At 71.2% G+C, this 19,530-nt stretch carries 20 protein-coding genes and 3 pseudogenes; 12 read left to right on the top strand and 11 right to left on the bottom strand.

Annotation, left to right across the window (positions count from 1 at the left end; genetic code table 11):
• Positions 1–129: 129 nt before the first annotated feature.
• Positions 130–492 (bottom strand): alkaline phosphatase family protein, encoded by a 363-nt coding sequence (locus MTF69_RS38850; RefSeq protein WP_308401510.1) that lies wholly within the window; start codon positions 490–492, stop codon positions 130–132.
• Between MTF69_RS38850 and MTF69_RS43950 the strand changes: the two are divergent.
• Positions 491–1,891: pseudogene (locus tag MTF69_RS43950) on the top strand (beta-galactosidase); the annotation flags it as partial. The gene MTF69_RS38850 and the pseudogene MTF69_RS43950 overlap by 2 nt on opposite strands.
• Before the next feature lie 79 nt (positions 1,892–1,970).
• Here MTF69_RS43950 and MTF69_RS38840 read toward each other — a convergent pair.
• The 3 genes from MTF69_RS38840 to MTF69_RS38830 all read right to left on the bottom strand — a co-directional run bounded on the left by MTF69_RS38840 (position 1,971) and on the right by MTF69_RS38830 (position 5,781).
• On the bottom strand, positions 1,971–3,155 hold the full coding sequence (locus MTF69_RS38840; RefSeq protein WP_243341406.1) for a cytochrome P450: 1,185 nt from the start codon (positions 3,153–3,155) through the stop codon (positions 1,971–1,973).
• Entirely contained in the window at positions 3,145–3,852 is a 708-nt protein-coding gene (locus MTF69_RS38835) for a tRNA-dependent cyclodipeptide synthase (protein ID WP_243341405.1), read from the bottom strand. The genes MTF69_RS38840 and MTF69_RS38835 overlap by 11 nt, the downstream gene beginning before the upstream one ends.
• Positions 3,853–4,152: 300 nt before the next feature.
• The gene (locus MTF69_RS38830) at positions 4,153–5,781 is read right to left on the bottom strand and encodes a carboxylesterase/lipase family protein (RefSeq protein WP_243341403.1); all 1,629 of its coding nucleotides are present in this window, start codon (positions 5,779–5,781) and stop codon (positions 4,153–4,155) included.
• A 295-nt stretch (positions 5,782–6,076) separates the two neighbouring features.
• Here MTF69_RS38830 and MTF69_RS38825 point away from each other — a divergent pair, with 295 nt between their 5' ends.
• From MTF69_RS38825 to cpt, 6 genes are all read left to right on the top strand, one after another.
• Positions 6,077–7,249 carry an ABC transporter substrate-binding protein gene (locus tag MTF69_RS38825; protein WP_243341402.1) on the top strand — a complete coding sequence of 391 codons (1,173 nt, stop codon included), beginning with the start codon at positions 6,077–6,079 and terminating at the stop codon, positions 7,247–7,249.
• Between the two features lies 1 nt (position 7,250).
• The gene (locus MTF69_RS38820; RefSeq protein ID WP_243341401.1) at positions 7,251–8,129 is read left to right on the top strand and encodes a branched-chain amino acid ABC transporter permease; all 879 of its coding nucleotides are present in this window, start codon (positions 7,251–7,253) and stop codon (positions 8,127–8,129) included.
• Positions 8,126–9,154 carry a branched-chain amino acid ABC transporter permease gene (locus MTF69_RS38815; RefSeq protein WP_243341400.1) on the top strand — a complete coding sequence of 343 codons (1,029 nt, stop codon included), beginning with the start codon at positions 8,126–8,128 and terminating at the stop codon, positions 9,152–9,154. The genes MTF69_RS38820 and MTF69_RS38815 overlap by 4 nt, the downstream gene beginning before the upstream one ends.
• Complete coding sequence (locus MTF69_RS38810; protein WP_243341399.1) at positions 9,151–9,927, top strand: ABC transporter ATP-binding protein; 777 nt, start codon at positions 9,151–9,153, stop codon at positions 9,925–9,927. Before MTF69_RS38815 ends, MTF69_RS38810 begins: the two co-directional genes overlap by 4 nt.
• Entirely contained in the window at positions 9,924–10,634 is a 711-nt protein-coding gene (locus MTF69_RS38805) for an ABC transporter ATP-binding protein (protein ID WP_243341398.1), read from the top strand. Before MTF69_RS38810 ends, MTF69_RS38805 begins: the two co-directional genes overlap by 4 nt.
• Before the next feature lie 272 nt (positions 10,635–10,906).
• The gene (cpt, locus tag MTF69_RS38800; RefSeq protein ID WP_243341397.1) at positions 10,907–11,440 is read left to right on the top strand and encodes a chloramphenicol phosphotransferase CPT; all 534 of its coding nucleotides are present in this window, start codon (positions 10,907–10,909) and stop codon (positions 11,438–11,440) included.
• Between the two features lie 100 nt (positions 11,441–11,540).
• Here the strand turns inward: cpt and MTF69_RS38795 are convergent.
• A pseudogene (locus MTF69_RS38795) lies at positions 11,541–11,849 on the bottom strand (IS630 family transposase); the annotation flags it as partial.
• Positions 11,850–11,964: 115 nt separating this feature from the next.
• Positions 11,965–12,105, bottom strand: a complete 141-nt coding sequence (locus MTF69_RS38790; protein WP_243341395.1) for a hypothetical protein — start codon at positions 12,103–12,105, stop codon at positions 11,965–11,967.
• Between the two features lie 95 nt (positions 12,106–12,200).
• Here MTF69_RS38790 and MTF69_RS38785 point away from each other — a divergent pair, with 95 nt between their 5' ends.
• Positions 12,201–12,470 carry a hypothetical protein gene (locus tag MTF69_RS38785; protein ID WP_243341393.1) on the top strand — a complete coding sequence of 90 codons (270 nt, stop codon included), beginning with the start codon at positions 12,201–12,203 and terminating at the stop codon, positions 12,468–12,470.
• A 189-nt stretch (positions 12,471–12,659) separates the two neighbouring features.
• Here the strand turns inward: MTF69_RS38785 and MTF69_RS38780 are convergent, their stop codons facing one another.
• Positions 12,660–12,938, bottom strand: coding sequence for a nucleoside-triphosphatase (locus MTF69_RS38780; protein ID WP_308401509.1), 279 nt, complete (start codon positions 12,936–12,938; stop codon positions 12,660–12,662).
• A gap of 102 nt (positions 12,939–13,040) precedes the next feature.
• Between MTF69_RS38780 and MTF69_RS38775 the strand changes: the two genes are divergently transcribed.
• Positions 13,041–13,493 carry a YbhB/YbcL family Raf kinase inhibitor-like protein gene (locus MTF69_RS38775; RefSeq protein WP_243341390.1) on the top strand — a complete coding sequence of 151 codons (453 nt, stop codon included), beginning with the start codon at positions 13,041–13,043 and terminating at the stop codon, positions 13,491–13,493.
• Here the strand turns inward: MTF69_RS38775 and MTF69_RS38770 are convergent.
• The 3 genes and pseudogenes from MTF69_RS38770 to MTF69_RS38760 form a co-directional block, all read right to left on the bottom strand.
• Positions 13,484–13,660, bottom strand: a pseudogene (locus MTF69_RS38770) (protein-L-isoaspartate(D-aspartate) O-methyltransferase); the annotation flags it as partial. The gene MTF69_RS38775 and the pseudogene MTF69_RS38770 sit on opposite strands and share 10 nt — an antisense overlap.
• A 21-nt stretch (positions 13,661–13,681) precedes the next feature.
• Positions 13,682–13,948, bottom strand: coding sequence for a hypothetical protein (locus tag MTF69_RS38765; RefSeq protein WP_243341388.1), 267 nt, complete (start codon positions 13,946–13,948; stop codon positions 13,682–13,684).
• A 314-nt stretch (positions 13,949–14,262) separates the two neighbouring features.
• Positions 14,263–15,951 carry an SWIM zinc finger family protein gene (locus MTF69_RS38760; RefSeq protein WP_243341387.1) on the bottom strand — a complete coding sequence of 563 codons (1,689 nt, stop codon included), beginning with the start codon at positions 15,949–15,951 and terminating at the stop codon, positions 14,263–14,265.
• Positions 15,952–16,241: 290 nt separating this feature from the next.
• Here MTF69_RS38760 and panD point away from each other — a divergent pair, with 290 nt between their 5' ends.
• Genes panD through MTF69_RS38745 form a run of 3 tightly spaced genes read left to right on the top strand, consistent with a single transcriptional unit; the run spans position 16,242 to position 17,668 of the window.
• A complete protein-coding gene (gene panD, locus MTF69_RS38755) occupies positions 16,242–16,661 on the top strand; it encodes an aspartate 1-decarboxylase (RefSeq protein WP_243341386.1) in 420 nt (139 codons plus the stop codon).
• A 15-nt stretch (positions 16,662–16,676) separates the two neighbouring features.
• Entirely contained in the window at positions 16,677–17,039 is a 363-nt protein-coding gene (locus tag MTF69_RS38750) for a GNAT family N-acetyltransferase (RefSeq protein WP_243341385.1), read from the top strand.
• On the top strand, positions 17,033–17,668 hold the full coding sequence (locus MTF69_RS38745) for an arylsulfatase (RefSeq protein ID WP_243341383.1): 636 nt from the start codon (positions 17,033–17,035) through the stop codon (positions 17,666–17,668). Before MTF69_RS38750 ends, MTF69_RS38745 begins: the two co-directional genes overlap by 7 nt.
• A 234-nt stretch (positions 17,669–17,902) precedes the next feature.
• Here the strand turns inward: MTF69_RS38745 and gndA are convergent, their stop codons facing one another.
• Complete coding sequence (gene gndA / locus MTF69_RS38740; RefSeq protein WP_243341382.1) at positions 17,903–19,348, bottom strand: NADP-dependent phosphogluconate dehydrogenase; 1,446 nt, start codon at positions 19,346–19,348, stop codon at positions 17,903–17,905.
• Between the last annotated feature and the right edge of the window lie 182 nt (positions 19,349–19,530).

Raw genomic sequence — 19,530 nt, 5'->3', positions numbered from 1 at the left:
TCCTCCGCGACGGACGGTGCTACCAAAGCGCACTCCCCGTCACAACCGCAGCTTGACAACGTTATTAGGAGGTGAAGGGGGCGCCGTCCAGGGTCCAGTGCGGGTCCAGGCCGATGCCCAGCGCGGCCGTCAGAAGTGGGCGGCGACATCGGTGTGCCGGACCGTCGGCGGAGTGACGCCGGCGGCCAGTCCCGGGCCGCACGCGGCCACCCAGGCGGTGCGCTCCAGCTCGCTGCGGCCCCCGTGGCCCCCCTCGTCACGGTGGCCGTGGTCGGTCACCACGATGACGGTCCACTGCTCCCCGGGGTGGCCCGGGCGGTCGCGCACGGCCTTGACGAGGCGGCCCAGGCGCTGGTCCGCCGTCTCGATCGACCGGCGGTACTCCTCGCCGCAGCCGAGGAAGTGGGCGGTCTCGTCGACGGCGCCGAGGTAGACGAAGGAGGCGTGGAGTTCCTCCCCGGAGCCCAGTACGTGCGCCGCTTCGGCGGTCACGGTCGAGACCTACGTCCCGTGGAACCTGCACGCCCCGCGGCGCGGGGAGTTCCGGCTCGACGGGGGCCTCGACCTGCCCCGGTTCCTCGACCTCGCCGCTGCCGAAGGCCTGTACGTCCTGCTGCGCCCGGACCCGTACATCTGCGCGGAATGGGAGGGGGCGGCCTGCCTCGTGGCTCCTCGCCGAGGAGGGCATCGCACTGCGCAGCAGCGACCCGCGCTTCCTGCGGGCCGTGGACGAGTACCTCGGCGCGCTGCTGCCGCCCCTGCTGTCCCGGCTGGGCAGCGGGGGCGGCCCGGTGCTCGCGGTCCAGCTCGAGAACGAGTACGGGGCCTACGGACAGGACCCCGGCTACCTCGCCGAACTGGCCGGGCTGCTGCACCGGCACGGCGTGGACGTCTCCCTGTTCACCTGCGACCAGCCCGCGGACCTGGCGCGCGGCAGCACGGAAGGAGTGCTGAGCACCGTCAACTTCGGCAGCAAGGTCGAGGCCGGGCTCGCGGAGCTGCGCAGGCACCAGCCCGAAGGGCCCCTGATGTGCTCGGAGTTCCGGGTCGGCCGGTTCGACCGCTGGGGCGGACCCCACGCGGTGCGCGATGCCGGGGACGCCGCGAGCGACCTCGACCGGCTGCTCGCCGCGGGCGCCTCCGTGAACATCTACATGTTCCACGGGGGAACGAACTTCGGCTTCACCAACGGCGCGAACGACAAGGGAACGTACCGCTCCACGATCACCTCGTACGACTACGACGCGCTCCTGGACGAGGCCGGCGATCCCACGGCCAAGTACACCGCCTTCCGTGAGGTCCTCGCGAAGTACGGCCCCGTCCCCGACGGTCCGGTGCCCGCCCCCGGCCCGAAGCTCGCCTGCGGACTGCTCGAACTCACCTACTCCGCATCCCTGTTGGACCACGCCGGTCTGCTCGGCGGCCCGGCTGTCCGTACTCGTGGAGAACCAGGGGCGGGTCAACTACGGGCCGGGCATCCACGACCGCAAGGGACTCCTCGGCCGCGTCCTCGTCAACGGCCGGGCCCCGGAGCGGTGGACCAGCCGGGCCCTGCCCCTGGACGATCCCGCCGGCCTCGCCGACGTGCCCTTCGGCGCCTTCGACCCGGCGGCGCCGCCGGTGGGCCCCGCCTTCCACCGCGGGTACGCCGACGTGGAGGAGCCGGCCGACGGTTTCCTCGCCCTGCCCGGCTGGCCCAAGGGCAGCGTCTGGATCAACGGCTTCGCCCTGGGCCGGTACTGGTCCCGCGGCGCCCAGGCCAACCTGGTACGTCCCCGCCCCGGTGCTGCGGGCGGGCCGCAACGAGGTCACCGTCCTCGAACTGCACGCCTCGGCCACCCGCACGGTGGAGCTGCGCGACCGGCCCGACCTCGGCGGCACCGAGGACTGACCCGCCGGCCGCCCCGCCGAGGTGCCGGGCCGGGGGCCCGCCCGCAAGGTCCGGGCGGGCCCCTCGGCCCCCTGCCCGACTACCAGAGGACGGGGAGCCGCTCGGGGAGCCGCTTCATGAACCGGGTGCGCCAGACGAGCTGGTCGACCGGCACGGCGAGCTGGAGGCGGGGCATCTTCTCCAGGAGCACCTCGATGGCGATCTCGGTGTGCCGCTTGCCGAGGGCCGTGGCGGGGCAGTAGTGCTGGCCGCCGCCGAAGGAGAGGTGGGTGGCGGCGTTCTCCCGGTCGATGTCGACGACGTGGGGGTCGCTGAACACGGCCGGGTCGGTGTTGGCGGCCTCGACCAGGACGAGGAGGAGCTCCCCCTTCTTCACCTCGACGTCCCCGAGGGTGAGGTCTTCGAGGGCGAGCCGGGGCAGGCCGTCACCGATCGAGAGGTTGACCCGCAGGAGTTCGTCCACGGCGCCCGGGATCTTCTCCGGAGACTTCCGCAACTGCTCCCACACGTCCGGGTTCTGGAGGAGGGAGAAGACCGCCATCGTCAGGAAGCCCATGGTGGAGATGACCCCGGCGCCGAACAGGGTGACCCCGACCGTGGCGAGCATCTCGTCGGTGAGGTGGGCGTATTCGGGGTCCGGGCGCAGGGCCGCCAGCTCGGCGACGAGCCCGGTGGTGGCGGGGTCGTCGAGGCGCTCGACCATATAGGCGATGTCCCGGTCCCAGTTGAGCTTGGCACCGGTGACGGGGCAGGCCGAGTTCATGAACGCGATGTCGAGGCTGGACGCCAGGCGTGGGGCGTCGGCCTGCGGGATGCCGAGGATGCGGCAGTGCAGGTTCTCGGCGTACGGGTTGGTGAACTGGCCGCGCAGGTCGACCGGCGCCCCGTGGGCGAGGAGGCCGTCGACGAGGGTGGAGGCGTGGGCGCGCATCCAGTCGGTGAGGCCGTCCGTCTTGGGGTTGATCGCCTTGAGGACGGCCTTGCGCAGGCCGGCACCGGTGATGTTGCCCATGTTGTTGACGACCTCGGGCGGGATCGTCAGCGCGTACTGGCGGGGCACCCCGGGCGCGGAGGTGTCCTTCAGGCTGAATCTGGGATCCTCGAGGACCTGCTTGCACAGCTCGTACGAGGAGACGAGCCAGGCCTCGTCCCCGGCGATCGTGCGGACCCGCTTGACCGGCTCGTCACGCAGTTCCTCCACCTCGTGGGGGAGCTGGTCGCCGCGCGCGGAGAAGGGGAAGTCGAGGAGGGTCTCAGTGGACATCGGGTGCTCCTTCGGCGGGGGTGATGACGGCGTGGCCCTGGTTGCGGGAGGCGCGCAGGCCGGAGCCGCGCGAGTAGAGCAGTTCCGCCATCGGCAGGAGCTGGTGGTAGCAGTTCAGGGAGGACGGCACCCCGAGGATCGCGGGGGTGTCGAGGAAGAGCGGCGCTTCGGCGCAGACGTACTGCAGGCAGACGTCGCGCTGCCGGGTGGTGGCGGTCTTGCCGCCCAGCACCTTGGAGGAGAGGAACGCGTCGACCAGGGAATTGCAGGTGGCGCGGAATTCCGGGTCGGTGTCGAGCAGGGTGTACAGGTGGCTGTGGAGCGCGCGGTACGCGGGGATGTCGGTGAGGGCGGACATGGGGCGTGCGCGTAACCGGGCGCCGGTGGGGTCGGTCTCCGCCGCGGCGTTGTTGACCTTGGCGCGGACGCCGCGCAGGTTCTTGACCGCCTTGCGCCGGGCTTCGTCCTCGGGGTAGCCGAGGGCCTCGTACATCTCGGCCACGTGCAGGTCGGTGTAGATGAGATCGACCTGCGAGAAGTTGCGCATGCCCCACTGAGCGAGGTCGAGGACGCGTTGGGCGGAGAAGTAGCTGTTTCCGGGCGAGATGCCGATTACGGCGTGATCGCCTTCGGTGTGGATCACCTGGCAGTGCGGGGTGTACGGCCGGACTGTGAAGACTTCGGTCGCTGTCGTCAACAGGAGTCGGTCCTTCGCGCCGCAAGTCCCGTGGGGCCCTGTGCCCCGGGTGTGGCGGCGATGTGACGGAAAGGTACCGGAACGGTGCGCACCGTTCCATGCCTTCCCGCCAGTAACTCACCTGATGGACAGCACCGTTGCCCGGGGCTACGAGCGGGGAGCGGAACTTCCGGCAGCACGACGAGGTGCCCGCCGCCCCGAGCCTGTGGCACGTGCAGGGGGTCACCGGCCGCACGGCGGTGACCCCAGGCGGTGACCCCAGGCGGTGACCCCAGGCGGTGACCCCCGAGGGGGTGACGGTCAGCGGCCTGCCGGATGGTGCAGGCGCCGCCAGTGACCCGCGAGGTCGCCGACGGCGGTGGTCACCGAGTCGAAGGCCATCGTCGTGCGGGCTTCCTGGTCGTAGCGACCCCATTGCGGCATGCGGTGGTGATGGGGGTCGCCGGTGCGGATGAAGGAGATCCAGGACGTGTGCATCGTCGAGGCGAGACCGTCACGGACCCTGGGGTTGAGCCCCGCCAGGAAGGGGGCCTGCGACCACTTGTCGAAGTTGTTGAACACGAAGGGCAGCTCCAGGCAGTGCGCGGCGGCGAGTTGCCCGCCGTGCGCGGGCGTCGGAAGGTTGAACTGGTACGCCCAGACCGGATGTCCGCGGGCCGCTCGCCGTTCGGCCAGCTCCACGGCGGGCATGCGGAACAGCTCGTCGGTGATCAGGTCCATCAGCACGTCCACGGGGCGGGCGCCCGGCCGGGCCTCCTCGTACGCGCTGTACGCCTGTTCCGCCCGGTGTCCGAAGGTGTCCCGCGCCCTGGCGATCACCTGCTCCCTGGTCGCGGCGGCGTACGGGGCGCTCAGTGCGAAGGCGAAGTTGGCCTCCTCCCTGGTCCAGCCGATCAGGACGTCGATGTCCGCCCCGGCTCCGCCGAGCAGCAGGTCGGCGGGGTCGCGGTCCAGCGTGACCCCGTCGAGCACCGGCAGGAACGGGGTCGACCAGTAGCCCCACCGGCCGGTGCGCCCGAACATCTCGAAGGTGGCGGCGATCAAGCGCGGCCAGGGCACGGCCCGCAGTTCCGTCACGTTCCGGGCCCCCAGGATGTCCAGGAAGGCGGCGGTGCGTTCAAGGGATTCGCCGCGCGTGGGGATCTTCAGCCCGAGCGGCGGGCTCTGCAGGATGGCACGCCGGAACAGCGGGCGGCCTTTGGGGCGGACACCGGCCAGCGCCGCGACCGACAGCGCTCCGCCGGACTGGCCGGCGAGGGTGATGTCGTCGGGGTCGCCGCCGAACGCGGCGATGTTGTCCCGCACCCAGCGCAGGGCGGCGAGCTGATCGGCGAGCCAGAAGTTCCCCCCGGCGCCGTCCTCGCCGAAGTAGAGGTAACCCAGTGGCCCGAGACGGTAGTTGATGGTCACGACGACGAGGTCGCCGTCGCGCGAGAAGGTCTCGCCGGAGTAGCCCGGCATCGAGCCGGATCCGGAGATGAAGCCGCCGCCGTGGATCCAGACCATGACCGGTCGCTTGGCGGCGTCGGTTCCGGGCGTCCAGACGTTGAGCGTGAGGCAGTCCTCGTCGAAGGGGGGCGAGCCGTGGGTGCCGAGCACCTGGTCGCCTCCCTCCCGGTAGGGCTGTGGGGCGCTCGGGCCGAAGGCGGTCGCGTCGCGGGTGCCCTGCCAGCCGGGGTGGGGCCGGGTCGGCCGCCATCGGAGGGCGCCGACGGGCGGTGCCGCGTAGGGCACGCCCTTGAACACGGCGAGACCCCCTTCCGTGCTTCCGCGCAGTCGGCCCGAGGGCAGTTCCACGACGGGTGAGGACTCGGCGGTGCGCGGGGCGGCCTGCGCCGCGCGCCCGCCCGTCACCCCGGAGAGCAGCGCGGTGCCTGCCAACACCCCGCCGTTCTTGAGGACTTTGCGCCGTGATGGATCGTCGGTCATGGTGCTTCACTCCCTGACTGATCGTGGGCCCGTCGCCGGAATGCATATAGCGAAATTTTGACGAGGGTCAATATTGCTCTACGTGCGGGGCGCGGGTCAAGGGGTGCGGGGCGGGCGTGGGCGCATATCTTGCGAAGTCTTGACGGCCGTCGAAAAAACGCGATAGACACGTGTCACCGCCACCGGCGTCCAGGCCGTCCCTGAGAGCCGGATCTTCCACGCCTGGGACTCCCCAAGGCGGCCCCATCAGCAACATCCCGCCCTCCAGGGCCGGTTGACTACGTACGGAGTTCCCATGGCAGGTCGGTTTCGTCCCGTTGGTCTGGTCGCCGCATCGACGGCGCTCTTGCTGACCACGGCATGTGGTGGTGCGAGCCTCGGGACCGGCGAGGACAAGCAGAGCGGGCCCGTGAAGATCGGGCTCCTCGTCCCGCGGTCGGGGACCTACAAGGCGCTGGGCGACGACATGAAGCAGGGCTTCGAGCTCTACGTCGCGCAGCGCGGCGGCAAGCTCGGCGGCCGTGACGTGGAGATCGTCGTCGCGGACGAGGGGGAGACCGCCGACTCGGGCAAGGCGGCAGCGGAGAAGCTGGTCAAGCAGGACCGGGTGCTCGCCGTGAGCGGGGTGGTCAGCTCGGCCACCATCAACGGGGTCAAGGACCTGTTCGAGACCGGGAAGGTCCCCCTCGTCGGCTCGAACGCCTCGCCCACGACACTGACCGGGACCACGTACATCTGGCGCACCTCCTACGTCAACGACGAACCGGGCAAGGCACTCGGCAAGCACGTGGCCGAGCGGGCCGGCGGCCCCGTCTTCCTGATCGCCGCGGGATACCAGGCGGGCAAGGACGAGGTGGAGGGCTTCAAATCCACCTTCCTCCCGGCGGGCGGCACGATGGCGGGGGAGGAGGTCTACACGCCGTTCCCGGGGACCAAGAACTTCCAGCCGTACCTCGCGCAGATCGAGAAGTCCGGTGCGAAGGCCGTCTTCTGCTTCTACGCCGGCGGTGCGGCCGTCGACTTCGTCAAGCAGTACCGGGACTTCGGACTGGCCGGCAAGATCCCGCTCTACGCACCCGGCTTCCTCACCGAAGGCGGCGTGCTCAAGGGGCAGGGAGACGCGGCCAACGGCATCCTCACGGCGCTCAACTACAGCGCGGACCTGGACAATGCCGCCAACAAGCAGTTCGCGCCGGCGTACAAGGCCGCCTACGGTTCGGCCCCGACCACGTACGCGATGGCGTCCTGGGACGCGGCGCAGGTCCTCGACAAGGCCATCAAGGCGGCCGGTTCCACGGTGACCTCCGAAACGGTCAACGCCGCCATCGCCCAGGTGGGCGACATCGACAGCCCGCGCGGCACCTGGCGCTTCAACAGCGGCGGGACGCCCGTCCAGCCCTGGTACCTGCGCGAGGTCAAGCAGGGTGCCAACACCGTGAGTTCCGAGCTCGGCAGACTGGGCGGCTGACATGTCCGGATGGTTGGACGGCAACTTCGTCAGCGTCATCGACGGGGTCGCCTTCGGTCTGCTGCTGTTCACGATCGCGGTGGGACTCTCCCTGGTCTTCGGCATGATGGACGTGCTCAACCTCGCGCACGGCACGCTCTACCTGGCCGGGGCCTACGTCGCCTACGCCCTGTCCGACGGGACCCTGACGGGTCTCCTCCTCGCACTGCTGGCGGGCGCCCTGGTGGGCACCGCGGGCGGGGCCGCGCTGACTTTCCTCACTCAGCCCCTGGCCCGCCGCGGGCACCTCGACCAAGCCGTGCTGACGCTCGGCATCACCTTCATCGTCGCCGACCTCCTCGCCGCGGCCTTCGGCGGAGACGTCCTGCCCACGGACCCGCCCACGGCCCTGCGCGGGACGGTCGGCCTCCTGGGCCACGCCTATCCGGTCTACCGGCTGGTGTTCATCGCCGTCGCGGCCGGCCTCGCGCTCCTCGTGTACCTCGTCTTCGAGCGCAGCTCGCTCGGAGCCCTCGTGCGGGCCACCGTCGCCGACCGGGACATGGTCCGCGCGCTCGGCGTCGACGTCCGCAAGGTGCTCTACGGAGTCTTCGCGTCCGGCGCCGCCCTGGCGGCCGTCGGCGGAGTCCTCGGGGCGCCGATCCTGGGCCCCGGGCCGGGCGTCGACGAGACCGTGCTCGTCCTCTCCCTCGTCGTCGTGGTCGTGGGCGGCCTCGGATCGGTGCGCGGCGCACTTGCCGGAGCGCTCCTGATCGGCCAGGTGCAGACCCTCGGGGTGGCGCTGCTCCCCGAATACGCACCCTTCCTCCTCTTCGGCACCATGCTGCTCGTCCTCGTGGTCCGCCCGCACGGCCTCGTCGCGTCGGCGGTGCGCGCATGAGCCCGTCCGCAACCGCCGGCTCCACAACCACCGGCTCCACAACCACCGGCACCGCAACCGCCGGCTCCGTGACACGGCGGCGACGCCTGTCGGCGGCAGCGGTGGCCGGCGCCCTCGCCCTGGCCCCCTTCGTGCTCGGCCCGTACGCGATCGGCACCCTGTCCCGGATCCTGGTGTTCGCCCTCCTCGTGCTGAGCGTGAACCTGCTCACCGGCCTGACCGGGCTGCCGACCCTCGGCCAGTCCGCCTACTTCGGTGTCGGCGCCTACACGGCGGCGATCGTGGCGACCCGGATCACCGACATCGGACCACTCCAACTCCTCATCGCCGCCGGCGTCTCCGCGCTGGTGGCGGCAGCGACCGGATGGCTCGCCGTACGAGCCCGGGGCGTGGTGTTCCTGATGCTCACGCTGGCCATCGGCGAAATCGTGTACAGCGCCGCCGTCAACTGGAAGTCGCTGACGAACGGCACCGACGGGATGTCGGGCATCCCGCCCGTCGTACCGCTGCCCGGCATGCCCGCCCTGGAGCTCGACGGGCTGGTCTACTTCTACGTCCTGGCCGTGTTCCTGCTGCTCTTCGCGGCGGTCTCCCGCCTGGACTCGACCTCGTTCGCCCTCGCCCTGCGCGGCATCCGCGACAACGAGCCCCGCATGCGGGCGATCGGCTACCCCACCCAGCGCTACGCCCTGACCGTCTACTGCGGCGCCGGGGCGCTGGCCGGCGCCGCCGGGGCCCTGTGGGTCTCGGTACAGCGGTTCGTCTCGCCCGGCGACGCCGGCTTCGAGATCGCCGCACTGGCCCTGCTGGCCGTCGTCATCGGAGGCTCCGGCTCGATGTGGGGAGCCTGCGCCGGCGCCGCGCTCGTCTGGCTCACCCGCGACTACCTCGGAAACCTCGAAGCCGTCGCCGGACGCGGGCCACTGCTGCTCGGACTGCTCTTCGTCATCGCCGTCTACACGCTGCCCCGAGGACTGGCCGGCGTACGGATCCCGCACAGGCTCACCCGAAAGAGGACGGCGTGACAGACCAAGACCACGGTCTACTCGAACTACGCCGGGTATCCCGGCACTTCGGCTCCTTCCGCGCCCTGGACGAGGTCGACCTGACGGTGCGGCCGGGCGCCCGGCACGCTGTCATCGGCCCGAACGGTGCGGGCAAGTCCACCCTGTTCGGCCTGATCTCGGGCACCTTGCCGGCCACCGCCGGAACCATCCTCGTCGACGGACGGGACGTGACCCGGCTGCCCGTACACCGCCGGGTCGGGCTGGGCGTCGCAGCGACGTTCCAGCACTCCAGTCTCTTCCTGCGCGAAACCGTGCTGGAGAACGTCCTGCTCGCCGTGGTACGCCGAGCCGCCACCCGGGGCGGCTCGGGGCGAGGCTCCCGCGCCGGTTCCCGGGACGCGGCGATCGCGCAGGCGCACGAACTGCTCGACCGGGTGGGCCTGCCCACCCGGCACGACCTCCCGGCCGCCGAGCTCTCGCACGGCGAGCGGCGCCAGCTGGAGGTCGCCGTGGCGCTGGGGACCGACCCCCGGCTGCTGCTCCTGGACGAACCGGCCGCCGGCATGTCGCCGGCGGAGACGGCGCGGCTCACCGAACTGATCGCCGCCCTGCCGGAGGAGGTGACCGTACTCCTCATCGAGCACGACCTCGACATGGTCTTCGAACTCGCCGACACGGTGACGGTCATGCACCTCGGCAGACACCTGAAGACCGGCTCCCCGGACGAGGTGCGCGCCTCCGCCGAAGTCCAGACCGCCTACCTGGGCAGCACCATGGAGGTCACCTCGTGAACCCGCTCCTGCGCATCCGCGCACTGCGCTCCGGCTACGCCGGGGGCGTCGTCCTCGGCGGTGTGGACCTGGACCTCGACACGGGCGCAACGGTCGCCCTCCTCGGACGGAACGGAGTCGGGAAGACCACCCTCATATCGACCGTCATGGGCCTCGTCCGCCCCTACGAAGGCAGCGTCCGCCTCGACGACCGGGAGCTGGCCGGAGCCCGAGTCGACGTGATCGCCCGCGCGGGCGTCGGCGTCGTTCCCCAGGGGCGCAGGGTCTTCGCCCCGCTGACCGTGGACGAACACCTGACGATCGCCTCGCGGCGGCGCCCGGCGCGCGGCCCCTGGACCAGGGCACGCGTCCTCGATCTGCTGCCGCGGCTGGGGGAGCGCCTTGGACACCGCGGTGACCAGCTCTCCGGCGGAGAACAGCAGATGCTCGCGATCGCCCGGGCCCTGCTGGGCAATCCGCGCCTGCTGCTCCTCGACGAGCCGTCCGACGGCCTCGCCCCGGCGATCGTCGCCCAAGTGGGCGAGGTGATCCGCGAGGTGAGCGCGCAGGGCATGTCGGTCGTCCTCGTCGAACAGAACCTGGGCCTCGCCGTCTCCGTCGCCCGGAGCGTGGCGGTCATGCAGAAGGGAGTCATCGTCCACCAGGCGGCCGCCGCGGAATTCGGGTCCCGCCCCGAAGACCTGCGGCGCCTGCTGGGGGTCGACTGAGCTCGGCACCGCGACCCCGCTGAAGGCCGGCCCGCCTCCGACCAGCCAACGACCTGGTCGGTCTGCGGGGCGGGGCAGCCAAGGCAGCACCCGCCGTGCAGGAATGGCTGCGCGGGCCCGGCCTCCAGCGGAGCTGCGGCGCCAACGTCCCCCCGCTCACCTACCGCTGCCACCCAGTGCTGTGACCGGGAACGTTCACCGGGTTGTGGCAGGAGAGCAGTGCGTGCCGATATTCGGTTCGTGCCGTGTGGGAAGCGGCTTACCGTGGCGCGGTGACGATTCAGATGATCATTCTCAACGGTGGTTCCAGCTCGGGGAAGTCCGGGATCGTGCGGTGTCTGCAGGCAGTACTGCCGGATCCGTGGCTGGCGTTCGGGTGCGACTCGTTCGTCGATGCCATGCCCGCGAAGATGCAGGCGTCGGACGATGGGATCGTGTTCGCGGCGGACGGCGGGGTGAACGTCGGGGCGGACTTCCGGGCACTGGAGGCGGCCTGGATGGACGGCGTCGTGGCGATGGCCCGAGCAGGGGCCAGGGTCATCATCGATGACGTCTTCCTCGGCGGAGCGGCGTCCCAGCAGCGCTGGCAGAAGGCTCTGGGCGGACTGGCCGTGCTGTGGGTCGGCGTCAGGTGTGAGAGTGCAGTCGCCGCGGGCCGTGAGGTCGCACGAGGAGATCGCATCCAGGGGATGGCCGCGGCGCAGGCGGATGTGGTGCATGAGGCCGTGATCTATGACCTTGAGGTGGACACGACGCATACCGAGTCCCTGGTCTGTGCGCGAACCATCGCCGCCCACGTCAGCTGATCGCCGGATCGGCTCCCGGCTGCCCGGGCGGCATCCGCAGGTCGCTCAAGCTGCGGCGGTGCTGGGTCGCCCTCCCCAGCGGTGTGTGGTCGATGCCCTAGCGGCGCCGGTTGATTCCCCCCATCTGGTCGTCGCCGACGGAGTAGCAGCCGTGGAAGGAGGCCGTCGGGCGGATTCCCAAGGGTCCGAACTCGTCGAACGCGAACGCGAACGTGCGGTCCGGCCGCTCGTTGATCGCGTACTCGATCCGGGCGAGCTTTGTGTCGAAGGCCGCATCCGGGGACTCCTTCCAGGTCTTCGTGCGCTGGAAGGAGATCCAGCGGCGGTCCAGCAAGCACCGCAGTGCCTCCCGCCCGATCCGGACGGGCCGGGCAGGATTGTGCCGCAGGTGGTCGGCGAGCGTGCGGATCGACCAGGCGGGCTCGGACCGGGACCGTGTTGCCGCCGAAAGAGGCCTACAGCATCATCGCCCGCCGGAACCGCACTGAGTTGGTATTTCCCTGCTCCCGCCCTCTGGGGTGATCTCACCCGAACAGGGAGAGGGCCGCGTCCAGGGTCAGTTTCCACATCGGTTCGGCCCCGGTCCCGAAGGCGGCGGCGAGCGCGTACCCGACTGCGGCGTCATCGGGCGTGCGCCGGCCCTTGTCCTGCCACTCGGACCACACGCGGCCGTCGCCGACGAGGCACCCCCAAAGGGGCGTTCGTCCCCTTCGGTTCGGGCGCGTACCAATCCATCGGCAATACCTTCGCCCTCACCGAGATGACCGTGGCCGCCGCGGTGATCTGCCAGCGCTGGCGGCTGCGCCTCGCTCCCGGCGTCCCCGTCCGCGCGGTCGCCCGGGCCACCGTCCAGCTGGACCCCGGGCAGTGGAGGAAGCTGAAGGACCGTGAGATCACGTTCTCCGCTGTGGCACCTGCCAAGCTGGAAGCAGACCATGGTGAGCCGGCAGTGAGGTCCGTGAACGGTGTCGGTGAGCTGGACTCGACCGGACGGGGACCGCTCGAATTCAAGGGCGGTTTCCGCCTGTAAGGCGCCGCAGGCGCATTCGTCGAAGTCACGGACCCCAGAGCGACACTCCCCGTGGGCAGCGCCACGTTCTTTGTACGGACCAGTGCGGATGGCTGTGCCGTGTCGGCGCTCACTGAATGGGCGGTTCAGTTCACGAGGGCCCGAGCTCCAGTCGGGCCGCGAGTGTTTGGGGCAGGTTGTCCCGGTTGGTCAGGGTGAGGTGGAAGGGTTCGACGCCAGCCGTTCCATGACGGTCAGGTCGACCCCGTACCGCCCGACACGGGTCCCGCCCCGGAAGCCCGTGTGGGCGAGGACCGCCCGCCTGCCCGTCAGTGTCTCCAGGGCGAAAGCGACCCGGGTGCCGGCCTGCCGGATCTCCTCCGTGGTGAAGCCGACGGCCTCGCGGGTGCGCAGCAGCGCCGCCAGCCGGCGAATGGCGGTCGTCTTGCCCACGCCCGGTCGTCCTTCGAGCAGAATCCTTGTCGGCACACTTCCATCTTCGGCGTGCGTTCGGCGGGCGGACGCCGCTGATCGGGTGTTTCGCCCTGCGAGCTGGTGTCCGCGCCGCCGCCCGCGGGTAGTGCGCCGCGCATGACCGGAATGAATCTCAGCAGCGCCGCGTTCGACGATCACACCGCGATCCCCTGCCGGTACAGCGGGGAGGGGGAGAACGTCTCGCCGCCTCTGACCTGGTCGGCGGCGCCCGAGGAGACCGCTGAGCTGGTGTTGCTCTGTGAGGACCCGGATGCCCCGGGAGGGCCCTTCCTCCACTGGCTGGTCACCGGCATCGATCCGGGGGCCACCGGGGCCGAGGAGGGGCAGAAACCCCGTGGCGGGCTGCCGTGGCCGAATGACTTCGGGCGCGTGGGCTGGGGTGGGCCGATGCCTCCGCAGGGGCACGGGCCGCACCGCTACTTCTTCCGTCTGTACGCCCTGTCCGAGCCGCTCTCCCTGCACGACCGGCCGGCCGTCGACACCGTGCGCCGCGCGGTCAAGGGCAAGGAACTGGCCGTTGGCACCCTGGTCGGCACGTATCAGCGCTGATCGTAGCCATGGGCGTCGTACGGCGGGACGAAGCAGGCCAACTCGACCGTCGCACGGTGCACGAGGCCGTGGGCCCGCCGCTCGTACAGCTCGACCCCTTCATGTCCGCCCGGGCCGATGGGCTGGACGAGCCGGCCACCGGTCCGCAGCTGTGCGATCGGCGGCTCCGGTACCTCCGGGAAGTGCCGTCACCCCACGGCCCGCGCCGCACGGACCGGGTCCTCGGGAGATGACTCATGGCCCAGGGGCCATGGGGGCGCGGTCGCGGTCGCGGTGCGTTCCAGCCTCCTCGTGACCGGGTACTCGGCTCCGGGCCTGGCGAAACCCGTCCGCTGGGCCTCGGGAAGGTCGTCGTGGAACTTCAGACGGGCGTTCTCCACGCCCAGGACCGCCTTGGCGTGGAAGGTCCGCTCGAGGGCGGCGGAGCCGCTGCGTTTCTTCGTCTTGAGCCGCACTCGCGAAGGGGCTTGCCGATCGCAGGGAACGACCGAAGGGCCTCCCAAGCAGCCCGCTGCTGCTGTCCGCGGTGGGCCCGCTCGTTCTGACCGGCCTCTCGGCACTGGGAGCGATCTCTCGGCACTGGGAGCGATGGTCCGGCAGACGGCCCTGCTCACGTCAGCCGGGGTCAACGCCGCCACCTTGCGAGCCGGCGTTCTCGCTCCCGGCCGGGACGATCGACGCGGCGATCGGCACAGCGTTCGCGGTGGTGAAGTTGGCGGCGGGCCACTGACGCCCGCCGCACCATGCGCTTCTGGCCCGGTCCGCGAGGTTAGAGCCCGTGCTGGTCGAGCATTGCCATCAGTTTCCGCTTGCGTTTCTGGTCGGCGCGCAGCGAGGTCAGGTAGGTGGAGAATTTCGCTTCCGTGCCGAGTGTGCGGTGGCAGGCGCGGGCGCTGAGCAGCAGTTCGGTCATGCGCTCGTAGGTGGCGTCGCCGGTCTGCTTGCGCATGGGCTCGATCCAGCGCAGGTAGACGGTCAGCGCGTCGGCCGGCCGGCGGTCGCGGATCCGGTCGGCGAGGGCCAGCCACTGCCGCTGGTCGGCGTATCCGTCGACTGCGGCCTGCCATGCGGTGTCGAAGGCGCCGTCGTCCATGAGGGCGTCGACCAGTACGGAACCGTCGTACCAGCGGCCCGTCTTGGGTGTGCCGACTGCCCGCAGCACTTCCCGTGCGCTCTTGCGCTCGGATGCCTGCCAGGTTCCGACCGTGCGGGCTGCCGTACGCAGCTCCTGGTACGCGGCCAGCGTGGGGCGGGCCCGCAGCAGGTCCCGGCGGAGCGTGACCACGTCGGCGAGGCGGCCGCTCCGCGCGTAGCGTTCGCAGACGAAGGCGACCAGTTCGCCGTCCGGGCCCCACTCCGACTCGGTCTCGCGCAGGCCGCGTTCGGCCCATTCCAGGGCCTCGGCCGGGCGGCCCGCCGTCGCCAGTTCCTTCGCGATCACCAGATGGGTGTGGCCGTTCGGGGCGAGGTCCGCCGCGTGGACGGCTACCAGTGCGTCCACGCTGCCTCCGTCGGCCTTGAGGAGGCGTTCCATCAGGTACTTCTCCGCCCACCCTTTGGGTTTGGCCCGCCAGGCGGCGACCACCAGTTCCCGGGCGCGGGCAAGGCCAGGCTCACCCAATACCTCGTGGTAGTCGAAGAGATCGATGTCCGTGGCGTCGTTCAGGCCGTCCAGGAGGTGGTTCACCAGCCAGTCGGCCGTCCCGACCGGGTCCGGACGGGCGGTCCGGCATGCCTCCAGATGGGCCTCGGCCAGTCCGGCCGCCACCTCCCCGACCAGACCGTCCGAGTCGTCGATCTCCCCGTACGTCCGGCCCAGGGTGGCGAGGGCCTCCCGTGCCACCTCCACCGCGTCCGCCGCCCGGCCGCTTGTAGTCAGCGCGCGCAACGCGGTCGCCGCCTCCGACGCCTGCTGCCCGTAGGCGTGGGCGTCCGCGTACTCGACGTAGCCGTAGCGGGCGAAGGGGCGGGTGTCGAGCAGGCTCAGGATGCGTTCGCGGACGATACCGCTGTCTTCACCGGCGGTGGCCGCGCGCAGCTCCAGGCGGTGGCGCAGATCGCGGTCGTCGGCCAGGTGTTCGCACAGGAGGGCGAGGAGCTCCTCGCGGGTGCGGCTCTCCAGCCAGGCGGTCAGCACCTTGGTGCGGCGCGCAGCGGAGGCCCGCTGCCGTGGCACCGACGCCGCTTGCCCGAGGACCACCAGGCCGACTGCCACGCAGTGCTTGCAAAAGTTGCCCTCCTGTCCGTACGGGCAGTCGCACCATCCGGTGAGCCCGCCGTCCTCGCGCTCGGTCAGCTCGACCTCGTATGCGTCCGTACCGTCCACGGTCGCGGTGATCGCCGTCTCCTCGATCTCCAACCGGGACACGGCCGAGAGATAGCCGAGGCCCCGCTCATAAGACCGGGACCCGGCCAGCCTGCGGAGGTCTTCGTCGGTGAAACCCAATGCGTGTGCCACGGGGTTCATTCAACCGGAAGAGCACCGCCGCGGTGCCGGGTTCACCGGAGTGTGCGCCTCCCCGGTGCTCCTGAGACGGGCAGTCGGGTACGGCACGGCGGGCGGAGGCGTTGGGCCGGCTGAGTCTTCCGGACTGGCCTGATGGGGTGTCGGAAAAGTCAGCAACTGGTCAGCATGAGTCCTGAAACACCCGGGGAAAGGTGACCGAACATGCGAGTGGTTGTAATCTGCGGAGACCGCCCTTGACCTGCAAAGAGCAGGCAGGGAGCAGACAAATCGGGAGTTTCTCCGTGTTTCGTACCATGTTCAAGTCCAAGATCCATCGGGCCACCGTCACCCAGGCCGACCTGCACTACGTCGGGTCCGTGACCGTCGACGCCGATCTCCTCGATGCGGCGGATCTGCTGCCCGGCGAGCTCGTGCACATCGTGGACATCACCAACGGGGCGCGGCTGGAGACGTACGTCATCCAGGGCGAGCGCGGATCCGGGGTCATCGGGATCAACGGGGCCGCCGCGCACCTGGTGCACCCCGGTGACCTGGTCATCCTCATCAGCTACGGGCAGATGGAAGACGCCGAGGCACGCGTGTTCGAACCGCGTGTCGTACACGTCGACGGCGACAATCGCATCATCGAGCTGGGTGTGGATCCGTCCGCCCCGGTTCCGGGAACGGACCAGGAGCGCAGCCCCCACGCGGTGGCTGTCTGAGGGGGAGTCGGGACGATGTCGCAGACCGGGCCGAGCGAATCGATCAAGATCGTGGACGACCGCCCGTCCGGGCGGCTGCTGGCCGTCGAGGACGGGGCGGTGGTCGGATACATCGCCTACTTCGTGCTCGCCGAGGCGCCCCACGCCCTCGTGGCGGTGCACACCATCGTCGAGCCGGGCCACGAGGGCCGCGGGATCGCCGGGAACCTGGTGAAGACCTTCTACGGGATCGCGGCCGACGAGGGCGTGCCCGTCGTCCCGCTCTGCCCGTATGCCGCGAGCTGGGCCGCCAAACACCCCGACCAGGCGCCCGAGGCGCCGGCCGGGGTGGTGGCCGCGGCCAAGGCGCAGCTCGACTCGGACTCCGACCTGTGGTGACGCCGGCCGCCCCCGGCCTGACCCTGCTGCACACCTCGCCCGTGCACGTGCCGGTCTTCGACGCCCTGCGCGACCGGCACCACCCGGGCGCCGTCCTGCGCCACCTGGTGGTGCCGGAGCTGCTGGAACGGGCCCGTGCGCTGGGGCCCGCGTCGCAGGCTCCGGCCGTGCGGGAGCTGCTGGCGGGCTCCGGCGGGCCCGTCCTGGTCACCTGCTCCTCGATCGGGGCCGTCGCCGAGTCGCTGGCCGGGGAGCTCGGGGTCCCGGTGCTCCGGGTCGACCGCCCGCTGGCGGCCGCCGCCGTCCGTACCGGGCCGCGGATCCTCGTACTGGCCACCGTGGAGTCGACCCTGGCCCCGACGGTGGAGCTGCTGGAGGAAGAGGCCGGCAGGGCCGGCCGGCCGGTGTCGGTCCGTACCCGGCTGGTCGACGGGGCCTGGGACCGCTTCGCGGCGGGCGACACGGCCGGCTGTCTCGGGCTCGTGGCCGCCGCGGCGGACGCGGTGGCCGATGCGGACGCCGTCGTCCTCGCCCAGGTCTCCATGGCGGGCGCGCAGGCCCTGGTCACCACCACCGTGCCGGTCCTGTCCAGCCCCGCGTCCGGCCTCGCGGCCGCCCTGGGGAAGTAGCCCGGCGGGCGCCGGAGCCGGGACCGGGGGAGGCTGGAGGTATGACACAGCCTCCCGTCCCCGACCCGGCCCCGGTGCCGAATCCGTTCCCGGATCCGGGTCCGCTGCCTCGGCCCGAACCGCCGACACCGGGTCCGGTGCCCGAACCCGACCCGGTTCCGCCGCCGCCCGGCCCCGCGCCGCAGCCCGCGCCGGAGCCGTGGAGCTGACGCGGATCCGGTTCGGCCCGGCGCGTCAGTCCGTACGGACTTCGGAGCGGTCGCCGCTCCACAGCGTGTGGTACGAGCCCTCGCGGTCCGTGCGCCGGTAGGTGTGCGCCCCGAAGAAGTCGCGCTGGCCCTGGGTCAGGGCCGCCGGGAGCCGCTCCGAGCGCAGGGCGTCGTAGTACGCCAGCGAGGCCGCGAAGGCCGGTACGGGAATGCCCTGGCGGACCGCCGCCACCAGCACCTCGCGCCAGTCGTGCTGCGCGGCGCCGATCTCATCGGCGAAGCCGGCGTCCGCCAGCAGGCTCGGCAGCTCCGGCCGGGCGTCGTACGCGGCGCGGATCCGGTCCAGGAACGCGGCCCGGATGATGCAGCCCCCGCGCCACAGGGAGGCCACGGCGCCCGGGTCCACGCCCCAGCCGTACTCCTCGCTGCCGGCCTGGATCTGGTGGAAGCCCTGCGTGTACGAGACGATCTTCGAGGCGTACAGGGCCTGCTCCACCTGGGCGGCGAAGGCGTCCGCGGCTTCGGCGGAGAGCGGCTCGGCCTGCGGGCCGGACAGCCCCCGCGCGGCCGTACGCAGCTCCCCGTGGCCCGAAACCGCGCGGGCGAAGACCGCCTCGGCGATCCCGGACACCGGCACGCCCAGGTCGAGGGCGATCTGCACGGTCCAGCGGCCGGTGCCCTTCTGCTCGGCGGCGTCGGCGACCACGTCCACGAACGGCCGTCCCGTCGCGGCGTCCGTGTGTGCGAGCACCTCGGCGGTGATCTCGATCAGGTAGGAGTCCAGCCGGCCCTTGTTCCAGGCGCGGAAGGTCTCGGCGATCTTCGCGGGGGAGTAGCCGGCCACCTCGCGCAGCAGGTGGTAGGCCTCCGCGATCAGCTGCATGTCGGCGTACTCGATGCCGTTGTGCACCATCTTCACGAAGTGCCCGGCGCCGTCGGGGCCCACGTGCGAGGTGCAGGGCGTGCCGTCGGAGGCCTTGGCGGAGATCTTCTCCAGCAGCGGGCCGAGCGAGGCGTAGGACTCCTCGGATCCGCCGGGCATGATGCTCGGGCCGAGCAGCGCGCCCTCCTCGCCGCCCGAGATGCCGACGCCCACGAAGTGCAGGCCCTGCTCGCGCAGTTCCTTCTCGCGGCGGCGGGTGTCCTCGAAGTGGGCGTTCCCGCCGTCGATGATCACGTCGCCCGGCTCCAGCAGCGGGGCGAACTCGCGGATCACCGCGTCGGTCGGCTCGCCCGCCTTCACCATGATGATCAGACGGCGCGGGCGCTCCAGCGCGTCCACGAACTCCTTCGCGCTCCCGGCGGCCACGAAGGAGCCCTCGTGTCCGAACTCCTCCACGAGCGCCGTGGTCTTGGCGGTGGTGCGGTTGTGGACGGCGACGGTGAATCCGTTGCGGGCGAAGTTGCGGGCGAGGTTGCTGCCCATCACCGCGAGTCCGGTGACGCCGATCTGGGCCGTGCTGCTGGTCATGTGCGTGCGCTCCTGAGTGCTGCGTCGAGTGCATTCGATGTGCGGAGGAATGCAGGAACACCGACGCTACCCCGATGGAGATCCTTACCGGTGTCCTACATTCGGCGCGAAACCAACTTCCGCCCGAACGCGTTGTGTTGTTCGCCTTGTCATGCCCCGGTCGTGGCGTTAGGTTGCGAGGT

Source organism: Streptomyces sp. AP-93, from assembly GCF_022808175.1.
Lineage (GTDB): Bacteria > Actinomycetota > Actinomycetes > Streptomycetales > Streptomycetaceae > Streptomyces.
This window is presented reverse-complemented; position numbering and strand designations above follow the sequence as displayed.

Bases quoted from the DNA above. Each gene is read 5' to 3' on its own strand.
- MTF69_RS38840 (WP_243341406.1), bottom strand. From the start codon at position 3,155: ATGTCCACTGAGACCCTCCTCGACTTCCCCTTCTCCGCGCGCGGCGAC.
- MTF69_RS38830 (WP_243341403.1), bottom strand. From the start codon at position 5,781: ATGACCGACGATCCATCACGGCGCAAAGTCCTCAAGAACGGCGGGGTG.
- MTF69_RS38825 (WP_243341402.1), top strand. From the start codon at position 6,077: ATGGCAGGTCGGTTTCGTCCCGTTGGTCTGGTCGCCGCATCGACGGCG.
- MTF69_RS38820 (WP_243341401.1), top strand. From the start codon at position 7,251: ATGTCCGGATGGTTGGACGGCAACTTCGTCAGCGTCATCGACGGGGTC.
- MTF69_RS38815 (WP_243341400.1), top strand. From the start codon at position 8,126: ATGAGCCCGTCCGCAACCGCCGGCTCCACAACCACCGGCTCCACAACC.
- MTF69_RS38785 (WP_243341393.1), top strand. From the start codon at position 12,201: ATGACCGTGGCCGCCGCGGTGATCTGCCAGCGCTGGCGGCTGCGCCTC.
- MTF69_RS38775 (WP_243341390.1), top strand. From the start codon at position 13,041: ATGACCGGAATGAATCTCAGCAGCGCCGCGTTCGACGATCACACCGCG.
- MTF69_RS38750 (WP_243341385.1), top strand. From the start codon at position 16,677: ATGTCGCAGACCGGGCCGAGCGAATCGATCAAGATCGTGGACGACCGC.
- gndA (WP_243341382.1), bottom strand. From the start codon at position 19,348: ATGACCAGCAGCACGGCCCAGATCGGCGTCACCGGACTCGCGGTGATG.